10 protein-coding genes are annotated in these 15,033 nt (G+C 72.9%); 6 read left to right on the plus strand and 4 right to left on the minus strand.

What is annotated here, in order from left to right:
• Positions 1 to 86: 86 nt before the first annotated feature.
• Together IH25_RS0122575 and IH25_RS0122580 are read right to left on the minus strand one after the other, a co-directional pair.
• Positions 87 to 2,855 carry a helix-turn-helix transcriptional regulator gene (locus IH25_RS0122575; protein WP_030613421.1) on the minus strand — a complete coding sequence of 923 codons (2,769 nt, stop codon included), beginning with the start codon at positions 2,853 to 2,855 and terminating at the stop codon, positions 87 to 89.
• 605 nt (positions 2,856 to 3,460) lie between these two features.
• Positions 3,461 to 4,255, minus strand: a complete 795-nt coding sequence (locus tag IH25_RS0122580) for an SDR family NAD(P)-dependent oxidoreductase (protein WP_030613424.1) — start codon at positions 4,253 to 4,255, stop codon at positions 3,461 to 3,463.
• Between the two features lie 272 nt (positions 4,256 to 4,527).
• Here IH25_RS0122580 and IH25_RS0122585 point away from each other — a divergent pair, with 272 nt between their 5' ends.
• Genes IH25_RS0122585 through IH25_RS0122610 form a run of 6 tightly spaced genes read left to right on the plus strand, consistent with a single transcriptional unit; the run spans position 4,528 to position 11,159 of the window.
• On the plus strand, positions 4,528 to 6,369 hold the full coding sequence (locus IH25_RS0122585; RefSeq protein ID WP_030613427.1) for an APC family permease: 1,842 nt from the start codon (positions 4,528 to 4,530) through the stop codon (positions 6,367 to 6,369).
• A gap of 42 nt (positions 6,370 to 6,411) precedes the next feature.
• Positions 6,412 to 6,636 (plus strand): hypothetical protein, encoded by a 225-nt coding sequence (locus IH25_RS41275; RefSeq protein WP_157846999.1) that lies wholly within the window; start codon positions 6,412 to 6,414, stop codon positions 6,634 to 6,636.
• Positions 6,633 to 6,722 carry a K(+)-transporting ATPase subunit F gene (gene kdpF / locus IH25_RS38845; protein ID WP_037655415.1) on the plus strand — a complete coding sequence of 30 codons (90 nt, stop codon included), beginning with the start codon at positions 6,633 to 6,635 and terminating at the stop codon, positions 6,720 to 6,722. Before IH25_RS41275 ends, kdpF begins: the two co-directional genes overlap by 4 nt.
• Before the next feature lie 8 nt (positions 6,723 to 6,730).
• Positions 6,731 to 8,392, plus strand: a complete 1,662-nt coding sequence (kdpA, locus tag IH25_RS0122600) for a potassium-transporting ATPase subunit KdpA (RefSeq protein ID WP_030613429.1) — start codon at positions 6,731 to 6,733, stop codon at positions 8,390 to 8,392.
• A gap of 32 nt (positions 8,393 to 8,424) precedes the next feature.
• Entirely contained in the window at positions 8,425 to 10,521 is a 2,097-nt protein-coding gene (kdpB, locus tag IH25_RS0122605) for a potassium-transporting ATPase subunit KdpB (protein ID WP_030613433.1), read from the plus strand.
• A gap of 5 nt (positions 10,522 to 10,526) precedes the next feature.
• On the plus strand, positions 10,527 to 11,159 hold the full coding sequence (locus IH25_RS0122610; protein WP_030613436.1) for a potassium-transporting ATPase subunit C: 633 nt from the start codon (positions 10,527 to 10,529) through the stop codon (positions 11,157 to 11,159).
• Positions 11,160 to 11,205: 46 nt separating this feature from the next.
• Here IH25_RS0122610 and helR read toward each other — a convergent pair whose 3' ends face one another.
• Positions 11,206 to 13,377 carry an RNA polymerase recycling motor ATPase HelR gene (gene helR / locus IH25_RS0122615; protein WP_030613439.1) on the minus strand — a complete coding sequence of 724 codons (2,172 nt, stop codon included), beginning with the start codon at positions 13,375 to 13,377 and terminating at the stop codon, positions 11,206 to 11,208.
• Between the two features lie 334 nt (positions 13,378 to 13,711).
• The gene (locus IH25_RS0122620; protein ID WP_078844364.1) at positions 13,712 to 14,995 is read right to left on the minus strand and encodes a glycosyltransferase; all 1,284 of its coding nucleotides are present in this window, start codon (positions 14,993 to 14,995) and stop codon (positions 13,712 to 13,714) included.
• Positions 14,996 to 15,033: the final 38 nt, after the last annotated feature.

Genomic DNA, 15,033 nt, shown 5'->3' on the forward strand with positions numbered 1-15,033 from the left:
GGGTGGCACGCGGCCCCACCGGTGTCCTTCCGGCGGGGCCGCGTGCCGGTCTCCGCTCCGGCGCAGGCGGGGCGGAGCCGTACCGCTCAGCCCGCCGACGAGTGGGTCTCGGCCCAGCGGTCCGACAGTTTGGGGATGCGATGCTCCAGCATTTTCGACGGCAGCTCCGCCCGGCTGGCCACCTGCAACTTGCGGTAGACCCGGGTGAGGTGCTGCTCCACCGTGCTGATCGTGACATGCAGCCGGGTGCTGATCTCGCGGTTGGTGTAGCCGAGCGCGGCGAGCCCGGCGACCCGGCACTCGGCGTCGCTGAGGAGGGCCTGGCCGTCCTCGGGCTCGGCGGCGTCGGGCCGTACCGGATCCTCCAGCAGGTGCGCGTCGACCGGCGACTCGATCCGGCAGGCCTCGGCCTCCCGGGCCGCCTGCCGGGCCACCAGCCGGGCCCGGGCGTACTCGCCGAGTTCGTAGTGCGCGGCGGACAGGTCGGCGTACGCCTGGGCCAGCGCGTAGCGGTCGCCGCACGCCTTGAGCAGGTCGATGGCCTCCCGCAGCAGCGAGGCCCGGCGGTGCGGCTTGCAGGTCGCGGCCAGCAGCCGCAGGGCCATGGCCCGGGCCCGGGAACTGTGCCCGCCGGGCAGCCGCAGCTGCTCCTCGGCCCACTCGCGGGCGGTGCGGGCCTTGCCGATCCGCAGATTGGCCAGGGCCAGGTCGGACCGCCAGGGGATGCCCTTCTGGAGGTTCGGGTTGCCCTCGCGCAACAGACGTCCGCAGGTCTCGAAGTCGCCCAGCGCCGCGAACGGCCGGTCGGTGGCGAGGTGGTGGTGGCCGCGGGCACGCAGGTACTGGATGCCGAACACGGTACGGAACATGGGCTCGGGCACATCGTGCTTGAGCAGTTCCTCGGCCTCGGCGCAGGAACCCAGGGCGGTGTACGCGGAGATGGCCGTCGACAGCGGCAGGCCGATGAGCACCCCCCAGCTCTGGGCGCTCAGGGTGCCGAGCGCGTCGAGCGCGCCCCGCGACGCGGTGGTCACATCCCCCTGGAGCAGGGCTATCTCGGCCCGGATGGAGCCGAGCAGGGCCCGCCAGGTGGTCGCCCGGCGCTCCACGGCGCACTCCAGCAGCCCGTCGCAGGCGTCGGCGGCCAGCGCGGGCCGGTCGGCGTGGGCGATGGCCAGCAGGGACATCGCGACCAGTTCGAGGTTGAGATGGTCCAGCCGGTGTCCTTGCAGGGCCTGGGCGACGGCCGCCGCGGACTCGTCGGTGGCCTCGCCGCCGACCAGGGCCGCCACCCGCGCGGCCAGTCCGCCGGTGTCGGCGCGCACCGGGCGGGGGCGCGCGTCGAGACCGGCGGCCGGGACACTCTTGCCGGGCAGCGCCACGCCGTAGAACCACTGCCGTACGAACTCCACCTCGGCGACGATCTGCGCGTCGGCGGGCGACTGGACGCGCACCAGCGTGGCCACGGCCTTGGCCGCCAGCTCGGTGTCGCCCCGCCACAGCAGATAGCGCAGGACGGTGGCGGTGTCCCGCATGCTCAGCTCGCCGTCCAGCGAGGCCTCGCGCAGCGGTTCCAGATGGGGGCCGGCCGCCGCCGGGTTGGTACGCCACTGGGCGCGGGCCAGGGCCACCGACAGGGCGTGGCTCTCGCGCTGGTCGGCGCAGACCCGCAGGACCATGCCGAGATAGGCGGTGCAGCGCTCCACGTCGTCGGCGGCCAGTGCCTGTTCGGCGGCGGCGCGCAGCACGCCCGCGCCCCAGGGCGCCGGCACGAGGTCCGCGGCGTGCAGCTGCCGTGCCACCTCGACGGCGGGGGCGCCGGAACGATACAGCAGATGGGCGATCCGGCCGTGCAGGTCGGTGCGGGCGGCGGTGTCCATGTCCTCCAGGACGGCCGCGGCGGCGGTGGGGTGCCGGAAGGCGTAACCGTCCAGCAGGCCGGAGTAGTTGAGGACGGCGACGGCTTCCTGGGCGCCGGCGGGCGTGGTGCCGGCCAGCTCCGCGACGGCGGCGGCCGGCGTCGGGGTGCCGAGCGCGGCCAGGGTCCGGGCCACCCGGATCTGACCGGCCTCGCCGCGGTGCAGCAGGGACAGTACGGCCTGGCGGTAGGCGGCGCCGGGGACGGGCGGGCCGATCTCGGGGCCGAGGCCGGCGCTGTCGTCCAGCAGGGCGTGCACGAGCAGCGGGCTGCCGGCGGTGGCCCGGTGGTAGGCGTCGGACACGGCTCCCGGCAGGGTGCGGCCGGCCTGGGCGGCGAGCAGTTCGCCGACGCCGGCCTCCGACAGCGGGGCGAGCCGTACCCGCCGGTGCGGCTGGCGCAGCAGCTCGGTGTGCGCGGCCGAGTGGCGGGCGCCGAGGTGCCCGGAGGTGGCGCACACCACGAGCACCCGCCGGGAGCGGCTGCGGCGCAGCAGGTGGACGACCGTCGTCAGGGAGTCCGGGTCCATGGCGTGGGCGTCGTCGAGGGCGATGACCAGGGGCCGTGTCTCGGGGATCAGGTGCAGCAACGCCTCGGCCGCCTCGGCCGCCCGGGACCCGGGATCCCGGGGGTGGGGGGCTCGCGCCGGGGGGCTCACGGCGGAGGACTCGTGGTGTGACGGCGCGTTCTCCGCCTCGGCGTTGCCGAGCAATTGCCCGACCAGGCTCATCGGCCGGGTCCGTTCCGTCGTACTGGCCGTACCGGTCAGTATCCGGGCGTCGGCGCTGTGCAGTGTGGTGAGGAATTCGTGCATCAACTGGGTCTTGCCGGATCCGGGACCCCCCGTGATGATCACGAGTCGGCCGTTCCCCCGTGCGCTGTCGGTTAATGCCTCGGCCAGGGACTGGAGTTCTCTCGAACGGCCGAAGATGTGCATCGTGCCTCTCCCCATGGGCTCTCAATTCCGAACCGGATCATGCTCCGCTTTTCGCGTGATGAGTGATGGCGGGGTGTCACGCGACGGTGCGTGGAGAGTTCACAAGGGCGGCGACGGCGTCGCAAAGGCGGCGCGCCGGAGCGGTTCGGGCCCTGGCGGACGGCTGCTGACCGGCGGCGCGGGGTGCGCGCGTCCGCCGGTGTGTTCCCTGCCTGCATCGCGAGAGGCGTTGCATCCTCTGGTCTCCCGTTTGTGCCGCGTACTGTGGACACCCCGCATGGATTTCGGCCAATTATTGGCCGAAATCCATGCGGGGTGTCTGCGGCTATGCTGGTCGATCCCCGAATTCAAAAGTTCAGAAACACATAGCAGACTGAAACGTTATCTGTCTAGGTCAACGTTGTCAACTGTCGTCATGTATCGGTCACTTATGGTCTCGTTATACCTCCTCCCTACGGGTCGGGCGGTCCGCCGAGACATCGTTTTACAGACCGTTTATTTACCGGATGGTTAATAAAAGGAACCGGGCACAGGTCGTCGTGAGATCGGTCACGTAAAAGCCTTTCCGCTGCCCGTTCGGGCACCGTGCCCGGCCCCGGGGGCGGTCAGGGGAGGATCGAGTCGATGTACCCGCCGTCGACGCGCAGCGCGCCGCCGGTCGTCGCCGACGCCTGCTCGGAGGCGAGATACACGACCATGTGGGCGATCTCCTCCGGCTCGATCAGCCGCTGGAGCAGGGACTGCGGACGGTGCCGGCGCATGAACGCGCGCTGCGCCTCGTCCCAGGGCAGCTCCCGGTCGACCAGCTCGTATACGAAGTCCTCGACCCCGCCGGTGTGGGTGGGCCCCGCGATGACCGAGTTCACCGTCACGCCCGTGCCCGCGGCCTTCTTGGCGAAGCCCCGGCTCACCGCCAGCAGGGCGGTCTTCGACATCCCGTAGTGGATCATCTCCGCGGGGACGACCACCGCCGAGTCGCTCGCCACGTACTGGACGCGGCCCCAGCCGCGCTCGGTCATGCCCGGCAGATACAGCCGGGTCAGCCGTACGGCGGCGAGGACGTTCACCTCGAAGTAACGCCGCCACTCCGCGTCGGTGATCTCCAGCGGGTCCGCGGCGCCGAAGACGCCGAGGTTGTTGACGAGGATGTCCACCCGCGGCAGCAGCTCCGCGACCCGGGCCGCGCCCTCGTCGGTGGCGACATCGGCGGCCACCGGCACCGGCTCGGCGCCCGGCACCTCCCGCGCCAGCGCCGCCACGCTCTCGGCCACCCGCCGCTCGTCCCGGCCGTTCACGCCCACCCGGGCCCCGGCCCGGGCCAGCGCGAGGGCGACGGCGGCTCCGATGCCCTGCGTCGAGCCGGTGACCAGTGCGGTCCGTCCTGTCAGATCGATACGCATGACGACACGGGTTCCCCCCGGCCCGCCGGCCTACCGCGGCCCGCGCCCGGCCACCACCGGCCCGGCAGGCGCACATGAGGAGACCGGCCGGCCACCGGCGCGACCTGCCCGGCGCGGTCCCGCGCGCCGGCGTCAAGATCCCGTCAGGGCGGGGGAGGAGGGCGCCAACGTCCCGTAAGGGAACGGTCGCAGGCGGCCGGTACCGGACACACCCTGGGGGCACCGCGCACACGCTCCCCCTGTGTGCCGGGAGAACGAAGGAGCACGCACCCATGTCCGTCCTGACCACCGAACCCGGCGCCGCCCCCGCCGGCGAGGAGCCGCCCGACGCCGGGGAACGGCACCGCCTGACCGCCGTCACCGGCCTGGCCGCGCTGTCCCTGGACGCGATGGCCTCCGTGGCGTACGGGCCGGAGGCCATCGCCCTGGTGCTGGCCGCCGCGGGCGCCCGGGGGCTGGGGTTCACCCTGCCCGTCACCCTGGCCATCGCCGCGCTGCTCGCCGTACTCGTCGCCTCCTACCGGCAGGTCATCGCGGCCTTCCCCGACGGCGGCGGCTCCTACGCCGTGGCCAAGGCACACCTGGGGACCCGCACCAGCCTGGTGGCCGCCGCCTCGCTGGTCCTGGACTACGTGCTGAACGCGGCCGTCGCCGTCACGGCGGGCGTGGCCGCGCTGACCTCCGCCTTCCCCGCCCTGTACGGCGCCCGGCTGTGGCTGTGCCTCGCCGTGCTCGCCCTGGTCACGGGCGTCAACCTGCGGGGCATCGCGGAGTCGGCGAAGGCGTTCATCGTGCCGACCGTCGTCTTCGTGGGCGCCGTCTTCGTGCTGATCGCCGTGGGGCTGCTGCGGTCCGCCCCGGTCAGCACCGCGGCCGCGGCCGGTCACGCCTCGGTGGTCGCGGACAACGCCGGCGGTGTCGGGGCGCTGCTCCTGCTGAAGGCCTTCGCCTCCGGGTGCAGCGCCCTGACCGGTGTCGAGGCCCTCGCCAACGCCGTGCCCTCCTTCCGCGTCCCCCGGGTGCGGCGGGCACAGCGCGCGGAGACCGCCCTCGGCGCCGTCCTCGGGCTGATGCTGATCGGCCTCGCCGTGCTGATCGGCCGCTTCCACCTCCAGCCGGTCGCGGGCGTGACGGTCCTCGCCCAGCTCGCGGACGCCTCCCTCGGCCACAACGCGGCTTTCTACGTCATCCAGTTCGCCACCATGATCCTGCTGGCGCTGTCCGCGAACACGTCCTTCGGCGGCCTGCCGGTCCTGCTGAAGCTGCTCGCCCGGGACAACTACCTGCCGCACGTCTTCGCGCTCAAGGCCGACCGGCAGGTGCACCGGCACGGCGTCCTGGCCCTCGCCGCGGTCTCGGCCGGCCTGCTGGTCTTCTCGGGCGGTGACACCAACACGCTGGTGCCGCTGTTCGCGATCGGTGTCTTCGTCGGCTTCACCCTCGCCCAGGTGGGCATGGTCCGGCACTGGCGCCTGGAGCGGGGACCCGGATGGCGCGGGAAGGCCCTGCTCAACGGCCTCGGCGCGCTGCTCACCGGCGTCTCGGCCGGCGTGGTCACGGCGAGCAGGTTCACCGAGGGCGCCTGGCTGGTGGCCGTGGCGCTGCCCCTGCTGGTCGCCGCCTTCGTCGCCGTCCACCGGGCCTACGACCGCATCGGGGAGCGGCTCGGCCTCGGCCGCGTCCCGGAGCCCCCGCACCGCGAGCGCTCGCTGGTGATCGTCCCGGTGTCCGCGCTGTCCCGGCTGACCTCCGAGGCGCTGACGGCCGCCGCCTCGCTGGGCGACGAGGTCCGGGCCGTGACCGTCTGCCACCCGGACCCGGAGGACCGCGCCGCACTGCACGCCCTGGAGCGGTCCTGGGCCGTGTGGGACCCCGGGGTGCCGCTGGTACGGCTGAGCTGCGCCCGGCGCGGCCTCGGCCGGCCGATCGCCGCCTACGTCCGTGCGGCGGCCGCCGCCGAGCCCGGCACCCGGGTCACCGTGCTGATCCCGGAGACCGAGCCGGAGCGGCTGTGGCAGCGGTTGCTGCTGAACCAGCGGGGCGCGGTCGTCGCGCACGCCGTGCGCCGGGAGACGGACGCGGTGATCTGCCGCCTCCGGTTCCGGCCGGCCTGAAAGCACCCCCGCCCGCCCGGGGAAGCACACGGCGGACCGCCGGTGACGACCGCTAGCCGTAAGAGAACCGTCAAAGACGGAGGCGAGGCCGTAAGAGAGGCGTCAACAAGGGTCGGATCCGGCCAGAGAGGCGCTTTCCTCGTACTCGTCCGTTTCCACCGAACCTCACTCCAGGAGTTCACGATGGCCGATCTGGCCTTCGTCGTCACCGTGCTCGCCGGTTTCGCGCTGGTGGCCCTCGTCGCCAAGGGGGTGACGAAGCTGTGACCGCCGAGAACATCGCCGGCCTGGTCGTGGCCGTCGCCCTGCTGGGCTATCTCGTCCTCGCCCTGATCTTCCCGGAGAGGTTCTGAGCACGCACATGGGTCCCGTACCGGCAGGCGTGCTGCAACTGCTCGCCCTGGTGGGCGCGCTGGCGCTCGTCCACATCCCCTTCGGCACCTACATGGCCCGGGTCTACTCCTCCAAGAAGCACCTGCGGGTGGAGAGGTGGATCTACCGGGGCATCGGTGCCGACCCCGACGCCGGGATGACCTGGCCCGCGTATCTGCGCGGTGTGCTGGCCTTCTCGCTCGCCGGTGTCCTCTTCCTCTATCTGCTCCAGCGGCTCCAGGGCGTCCTGCCCGGCTCGCTCGGCTTCTCCGCGGTCACTCCCGCGCAGTCGTTCAACACGGCCGTGTCGTTCGTGACCAACACCAACTGGCAGTCGTACGCGGGCGAACAGACCATGGGCCACGTCGTGCAGACCGCCGGCCTGGCCGTGCAGAACTTCGTGTCGGCCGCCGTGGGCATGGCGGTGGCGGTCGCGCTCGTGCGCGGCTTCGCCCGCTCGCGCTCCGGCGAACTGGGCAACTTCTGGGCCGACCTGGTGCGCGGCACGCTGCGCATCCTGGTGCCCGTCGCGGCGCTGGCCGCCGTGGTGCTGGTGGCGTGCGGAGCGCTGCAGAACTTCTCCGGCGTCCACGAGGTCGGGCAGTTCATGGGCGGCCGGCAGCAGTGGGGTGGCGGCGCCTACGCCTCCCAGGAGGCCATCAAGGAACTGGGCACCAACGGCGGCGGCGTCGCCAACGCCAACAGCGCCCACCCGTTCGAGAACCCGAGCCCGTTCACCAACCTGCTGGAGATCTTCCTCATCCTGGTGATCCCCTTCTCGCTGACCCGCACCTTCGGCGTACTGGTCGGCAACGTGAAGCAGGGATACGCGATCCTCGGCACCATGGCCGGCATCTGGCTGGGCTTCACCGCGCTGATGATGTGGACCGAGTTCGCCCACCACGGCCCGGCGCTTCAGGCCGCGGGCGGCGCGATGGAGGGCAAGGAGGTCCGCTTCGGCATCGGCGGCTCCTCTCTCTTCGCGGTGACGACCACGCTCACGTCGACCGGTGCGGTGGACTCCTTCCACTCCTCCTTCACGGGCCTGGGCGGCGGCATCACGATGCTCGGCATGATGCTGGGCGAGATCGCGCCCGGCGGTGTCGGCTCCGGCCTGTACGGCATGCTGATCATGGCGGTGATCGCGGTGTTCATCGCCGGCCTGATGGTCGGCCGCACCCCCGAGTACCTGGGCAAGAAGATCGGCGCCCGCGAGATGAAGCTGGCCGCCTGCTACATCCTCGTCACCCCGGCGCTGGTACTGGTCTTCACCGCGGCCTCCCTCGCCCTGCCGACCCCGTCGCACTCGATGCTCAACCCGGGCGCGCACGGCTTCTCCGAGATCCTGTACGCGTTCACCTCGGCGTCGAACAACAACGGCTCGGCCTTCGCCGGCCTGAACGCCGACACCGACTGGTTCAACACCACGACCGGACTCGCCATGCTCCTCGGCCGCTTCCTGCCGATGGTGTTCGTGCTGGCACTCGCCGGCTCGCTGGCCGGGCAGCGGCCCGTCCCGGTGACCGCGGGCACCCTGCGCACCGAGAAGCCGCTGTTCACCGGCCTGCTGGTGGGCGCCATCCTGATCATCACCGGTCTCACCTACTTCCCGGCCCTGGCGCTGGGCCCGCTCGCGGAGGGCCTGGCGTGACGAGCACCGACGTACCCGAGCAAGAGGACTCGATGTCCACTCCCACCCTCGCGCCCCACCACGACACACCGACGGCGCACCCGACGCCCGAGGGCCGTGTCCAAGCGGGCCTGTTCGACCCACGGCAGCTCGTCAAGTCGCTGCCGGACGCCTTCCGCAAGCTCGACCCGCGGGTGATGGTCAAGTCCCCCGTGATGTTCGTGGTGTGGATCGGCTCGGTGCTGACCACGGTCTTCTCCCTGAAGGACCCCGGCGACTGGTTCGGCTGGACCATCAGCGCCTGGCTGTGGCTGACCGTGCTCTTCGCCAATCTGGCGGAGGCGGTCGCCGAGGGCCGGGGCAAGGCCCAGGCCGACACCCTGCGCAAGGCCAAGACCGACACCGTCGCCCGCCGGCTGCGCGCGGACGGCTCCGAGGAGCGGGTCCCCGGCACCGGGCTGACCATCGGCGACCTGGTGGTCTGCGAGGCCGGGGACGTGATCCCCGGTGACGGGGACGTGGTGGAGGGCGTCGCGTCCGTGGACGAGTCGGCCATCACCGGAGAGTCCGCGCCGGTCATCCGCGAGTCCGGCGGCGACCGCAGCGCCGTCACGGGCGGTACGAAGGTGCTGTCCGACCGGATCGTCGTCAGGATCACCACCCGGCCCGGGGAGACCTTCATCGACCGGATGATCGGCCTCGTGGAGGGCGCGGCCCGGCAGAAGACGCCGAACGAGATCGCGCTGAACATCCTGCTGGCGTCGCTGACCATCGTGTTCCTGCTGGCCTGCGCCACCCTGCCGCCGTTCGCCGACCACGCCGGCACCCATCTGACGATGGTGGTCCTGGTCGCCCTGCTGGTCTGCCTGATCCCGACCACGATCGGCGCCCTGCTCTCCGCGATCGGCATCGCGGGCATGGACCGCCTGGTGCAGCGCAATGTGCTGGCCATGTCGGGGCGCGCGGTCGAGGCGGCCGGCGATGTCTCGACGCTGCTGCTCGACAAGACCGGCACCATCACCCTCGGCAACCGGCAGGCCGCGGAGTTCGTGCCGGTGCGCGGTACGACCGAGGCGGAGGTCGCCGACGCCGCCCAGCTGTCGTCGCTGGCCGACGAGACCCCCGAGGGCCGCTCCATCGTCGTCCTGGCGAAGGAGAGGTACGGGCTGAGGGAACGGCACCAGGGCGAACTCGTCGGCGCCGAATGGGTCGCCTTCACCGCCCAGACCCGCATGTCCGGCGTGGACGTCGACGGCCGCAGCGTCCGCAAGGGCGCCACCGCCTCGGTCATCGCCTGGGTGGAGGAGCGGGGCGGCGCGGTCGCGGAGGACGCGGACCGGATCGCCGACCGGATCTCCGCGGCCGGCGGCACCCCGCTGCTGGTCGCGGTGGAGGACGCGGGCGGCGCCCGGGTGCTCGGCGTCATCCACCTCAAGGACGTCGTCAAGGAGGGCATGCGGGAGCGGTTCGAGGAGCTGCGCCGCATGGGCATCAGAACGGTGATGATCACGGGTGACAACCCGCTGACGGCCAAGGCCATCGCCGAGGAGGCGGGCGTGGACGACTTCCTCGCCGAGGCCACCCCCGAGGACAAGATGGCCCTCATCAAACGGGAGCAGTCCGGCGGCAGGCTGGTCGCGATGACCGGCGACGGCACCAACGACGCGCCGGCCCTCGCCCAGGCGGACGTCGGCGTGGCCATGAACACCGGTACGTCGGCCGCCAAGGAGGCCGGCAACATGGTCGACCTCGACTCCAACCCGACCAAGCTGATCGAGATCGTGGAGATCGGCAAGCAACTCCTCATCACCCGGGGCGCGTTGACGACTTTCTCCATCGCCAACGACGTGGCGAAGTACTTCGCGATCATCCCGGCGCTGTTCGCGGCGGTCTACCCGGGCCTGGACAAGCTGAACATCATGCACCTGTCCTCGCCCGACTCCGCGATCCTGTCGGCGGTCGTCTTCAACGCGCTGATCATCGTCGCGTTGGTGCCGCTGTCCCTGAAGGGGGTGCGGTACCGGCCGATGAGCGCGGACCGGATGCTGCGCCGCAACCTCGGGATCTACGGCATCGGCGGCCTGATCGCGCCGTTCGCCGGTATCAAGCTCATCGACCTGCTCGTCTCTTCGATCCCCGGGATCGGGTGAAGGACATGAAGAACTCCGTTGTGAACACCGGCCGTCTGCTGGGCGCCGGTCTGCGCGCACTGCTGGTGTTGACCGTGCTCACAGGCGTCCTCTATCCGCTGGCCGTCACAGGTGTGGCCCAGGCGCTCTTCCCCGGCGCGGCGAACGGTTCGGAGATCAAGGCGGACGGCAAGGTCGTCGGCTCGTCCCTGATCGGACAACAGGGCTACAGCCTCCGGTACTTCCAGCCCCGCCCGGCACACGGACTGGCCGAGAACTCGGTCAACACCCGGTACCGGCTGCTCGTGTCCGGGGCGACCAACCTCGCCGCCGACAACAAGGAGCTGCTCAGGCAGGTCGAGGACGCCAAGGCCAAGGTCGTCCGGGACAACTCGGTGCCCGGTCACCCGGTCAGCCCGGCGGACGTCCCCGCCGACGCCGTCACCTCCTCCGGCTCCGGCCTGGACCCGGACATCTCCCCGGCCTACGCCGCGCTCCAGGTCCGCCGGGTCGCCGCACGGAACCACCTGCCCGTCGCGGCGGTACGCGAACTGGTCGCGGACCACACCGACGGACGCACGCTGGGCTTCATCGGCGAACCACGCGTGAACGTCCTGAAGCTGAACATCGCGCTCAAGGACCTCACAGCCGACCGGTAACGACCTCACGCGCCCGCACGGGGCCGGTGGTGCCGGCGGGGCGGGGTCACGGGGCGGTGAGGAGGACCAGTTGGCCGGTGGTCCGGGTCATGGCGACGTAGCGGTCCACCGCTCCCTGGACGCCGGTGCCGAAGCGGTCCGGGTCGACCAGGACGACCAGGTCGAATTCGAGCCCCTTCGTCAGCTCCGGGGGCAGTGAGCGGACGCGGGGTGTCGCCGGGAAGGCGGGGTCGCCGATGACACAGGCGGTCCCGTCGGCGTGTGCGGCGAGCCAGGAGTCCAGGACCCGGCGCAGGTCCGCGACCGGTCCGTGGACGACGGGGACACCGCTGCGGCGCACGGAGGTGGGCACGTTGGCGTCGGGCAGCGCGGCCCGGATGACCGGCTCGGCCTCCGCCATGACCTCCTCCGGCGTCCGGTAGTTCACGCTCAGGGAGGCCAGCCGGATCCGGTCGAACCCGACCCGCTCGAGCCGCTCCTGCCACGACTCCGTGAACCCGTGCCTGGCCTGCGCCCGGTCCCCGACGATGGTGAAGCTCCTGGACGGGCACCGCTGGAGCAGCATCTGCCACTCGGCGTTGGTCAGTTCCTGCGCCTCGTCCACGACGATGTGCGCGAACGGCCCGGCGAGCAGATCGGGGTCGGCGACCGGCAGTTCGGCCTCGTCCACCAGGCTGACCTTCGCGTCCTCGCCGCGCAGCATCCGCACCAGGCCCTCACCGTCGTCCCCGTCGGCCCCGGAGTCCGCCACGGCCGCTACCAGGTTGTCGACGACCCGCGTCATGCGCTCCCGCTGCGCCGCGAGGACCGCCACCCGCCGGCGTTCGCGCCGCGCCGCCTCCGGGTCGCCGAGCCGCTGCCGTGCCGCGTCCAGCAGCGGCAGGTCCGACACCGTCCAGGCCTGGGCGTCCGCGCGCTGCAACCGCCGGACCTCGTCGCGGTCCAGCCAGGGCGCGCACAGCCGCAGATAGGCGGGCACCGTCCACAGGTCCCCGACCAGATCGGCCGCCTCCAGCAGCGGCCACGCCCGGTCGAGGGCCGCCAGCAGTTCCCGGTTCGCCCGCAGCGACCTGCGCAGCAACTCGGGCGGGGCCTCACCGTCGTGCTTGTCCTGAAGGATCGTCAGCAGCTCCTCCAGTACCTGCTCGCGTGCCTCGTTGTGCGGGGTGCCGGGTTCCGCCGCGTCGAACGCCGCCGCCCAGTCGTCGGCGCTCAGCCGGATGTCGGACCAAGGGGTGGTGACCGTCATCCCCTCGGTGGGCGGCTCCTCGTAGAACCTGACGGCCGTCTCGATGGCCCGCACCATCCGCGCGGACGACTTCAGCCGGGCCACCTCCGGGTCGGCCTCCGCCACCGCTTCCGCTCCCTCGGTGACGAGGTCCCGCAGCGTGCAGGTCTGCACACCCTCCTCACCGAGGCTGGGCAGCACGTCGGAGACGTAGGAGAGATAGGGCCGGTGCGGGCCGACGAACAGCACCCCGCCCCGGCGGTGGCCGAGCCGGGGATCGGCGTACAGCAGGTACGCGGAACGGTGCAGGGCGACGACGGTCTTGCCGGTGCCCGGGCCGCCGTCCACGACGAGCGCGCCCCGGGAGCCCGCCCGGATGATGGCGTCCTGGTCGGCCTGGATGGTGCCGAGCACATCCCGCATCCGGGCCGAGCGGCTGCCGCCGAGACCGGCGATGAACGCGGACTGGTCGTCCAGCGCGGCGTGTCCCACCAGGCCCTCGGCGGTGAACACCTCGTCCCAGTAGTCGCCGATCCGGCCGTTGGTCCAGCGGTACCGGCGACGGCTCGCCAGGCCCATCGGGTGGGCGTGGGTGGCCCCGAAGAACGGCTCGGCCGCGGGGGAGCGCCAGTCGACCAGCAGCCGCCGGCCCGTGCTGTCGGTGAGGCCGAGGCGTCCGACGTACACCGGCTCGGGGTCGTCCGCGGTGACCATGCGCCCCAGGCACAGGTCCAGACCGAAGCGGCGCAGCGTGCGCAGCCGGGCGGTCAGCCGGTGGATCTCCGCGTCCCGGTCCATCGCCTGCCGGCCGGTGCCGCCGGGCGCCCTGCGTTCGGCGTCGAGACGGCCCGACAGTTCGGCGATCGACTGGGCGAGACACTCCGCGATCGCCGCGAAGTGCCGTTCGTCGTCGGCGATCAACGCCGGATCGGCCTTGGCGGACAGCCGGTCGGGAAGGTCGAAGGCGCTGGTGGTCAGGTGGGGTGTCACGTGGTCGTCTCCGATGTGGCCGCTGGTTCGGCCGGGTAGTGATCGCGTCGGGGCGTCGGGGCGTCGGGGCGTCGGGGCGGGCAGGCGTCGGAGTCGGCGGTCGAGCCGGCCCGGACCGGCCGGACCGGTCGGCCAAGACGGGGGGCCCGGTCGGCGGGGGAGCGGCGGTCCGGTCGGCAGGGAGTGGCGGGCCGTCCAGGTGCGGGCCGGCACGATCGGCCGGAGGTGCCGACCGGGAGCCGGGTCCGGGCCCAGGACGGTGAGGGGTCGTGCCGCCCGGGGCGAGAAGAAGCAGTTTAAGGGAGGGGCGGGCCGGCCAGGACCGGCGGGCCGGTCAGCGGGGAGCGGTGGTCCTGCCGGCGGGCAGCGGCGATACGGCCGGCCGGGACCGACGGTCCTGTCCGCCGCGCTCGGCGGCGTCGAGCAGCAGCCGCGCCGCCACCGACGCCCCGTCGGCGCGCACCCGGCCCGCCGCGGAGGCCGCCCGCGCGCGGGTTTCGGGAGCGAGCGCCGTGCCGAGCGCCGCCGACAGCGAGGCGACGGTGGGGGCGGGGCCGTCGTGGGCCGCGCCGATGCCCAGTGCGGCGACCCGGCCCGCCCAGTACGGCTGGTCCGCCACCTGGGGCACCACCACCTGCGCCGCTCCGGCCCGGGCGGCCGTCGTCGTGGTGCCCGCGCCGCCGTGGTGCACGACGGCGGCCACCCGGGCGAACAGCGCCTGCTGGTTGACCTCCCCGACCTCGAAGCAGTCGTCCCGGTCGCCGCCGGGGGACAGCTCCGCCCAGCCGCGCGCCAGGACCAGGCGGCGGCCCTGCGCGCGGACCGCCTCGACGGCGACCCGGGCCATGTCCGCCGCCGCGTGCAGGGGCATGCTGCCGAAGCCCACGTAGACCGGCGGAGCCCCGGCGTCGAGGAACGCCGTCAGGTCGGCGGGCAGCGGACGCGTGTCGGGCAGGATCCACGCGCCGGTCTGTACGACGTCGAGGTCCGGCGTCTCGTGCCACGGGTCCAGGAACGGATCGCTCGCCAGCCAGGGCCGGTCGCCGACGACGTAGGCGCGCACGTCGTCCACCGGCGGCAGGCCGAGGGACGCCCGGTGGGTGTCGAGCGCCTCACCGAACAGTGTCTTGACGCTCTGGGCGTCCAGCTCCCACAGCGTCTTGGGGTCGGTCACCTCCGGCGGGAACGGGCGGCCCGGGTACGCCAGCGGCCGGCGGTGCGGCGCGGGCAGGGTGAGCTGCTGGAAGGTGACGGACACCGAGGGGATGCCCAGTTTCTCGGCCACCGACAGCGCGCCCGCGGCGGCGGGCAGCGCACCGGTCGCCACCAGCAGATCGCAGCCCTCGGCCGCCTCGGTGACCGGCCCGAGCTGCCCGGCGATCAGCCGGGCCGCGCGCTCGGGCAGGGACGCGGGGGCCGGCGCCGCCCTCGTCAGCGCGCGGGCCGAGGGGCCGACCGGCACCAGCGGCACGCCGACGTCGGCCAGCCGCCGCGCGAAGTCCTCGTCCGGCGGCGCGCACACCCGCACCCCGGCGCCCTGCTCGCGCAACCGGACGGCGAGCCCCGCCAGCGGTTCCACGTCTCCACGTGACCCATAGGTCGACAACAGCACACGCACTTCGCAGAACTCCCGTTTCGGCGGCTTCCCGGCTCAGG

Origin of the sequence: Streptomyces achromogenes subsp. achromogenes (assembly GCF_000720835.1) — a bacterium.
GTDB lineage: Bacteria > Actinomycetota > Actinomycetes > Streptomycetales > Streptomycetaceae > Streptomyces > Streptomyces achromogenes.

Bases quoted from the DNA above. Each gene is read 5' to 3' on its own strand.
- IH25_RS0122575 (WP_030613421.1), bottom strand. From the start codon at position 2,855: ATGCACATCTTCGGCCGTTCGAGAGAACTCCAGTCCCTGGCCGAGGCA.
- IH25_RS0122580 (WP_030613424.1), bottom strand. From the start codon at position 4,255: ATGCGTATCGATCTGACAGGACGGACCGCACTGGTCACCGGCTCGACG.
- IH25_RS0122585 (WP_030613427.1), top strand. From the start codon at position 4,528: ATGTCCGTCCTGACCACCGAACCCGGCGCCGCCCCCGCCGGCGAGGAG.
- kdpA (WP_030613429.1), top strand. From the start codon at position 6,731: ATGGGTCCCGTACCGGCAGGCGTGCTGCAACTGCTCGCCCTGGTGGGC.
- kdpB (WP_030613433.1), top strand. From the start codon at position 8,425: ATGTCCACTCCCACCCTCGCGCCCCACCACGACACACCGACGGCGCAC.
- IH25_RS0122610 (WP_030613436.1), top strand. From the start codon at position 10,527: ATGAAGAACTCCGTTGTGAACACCGGCCGTCTGCTGGGCGCCGGTCTG.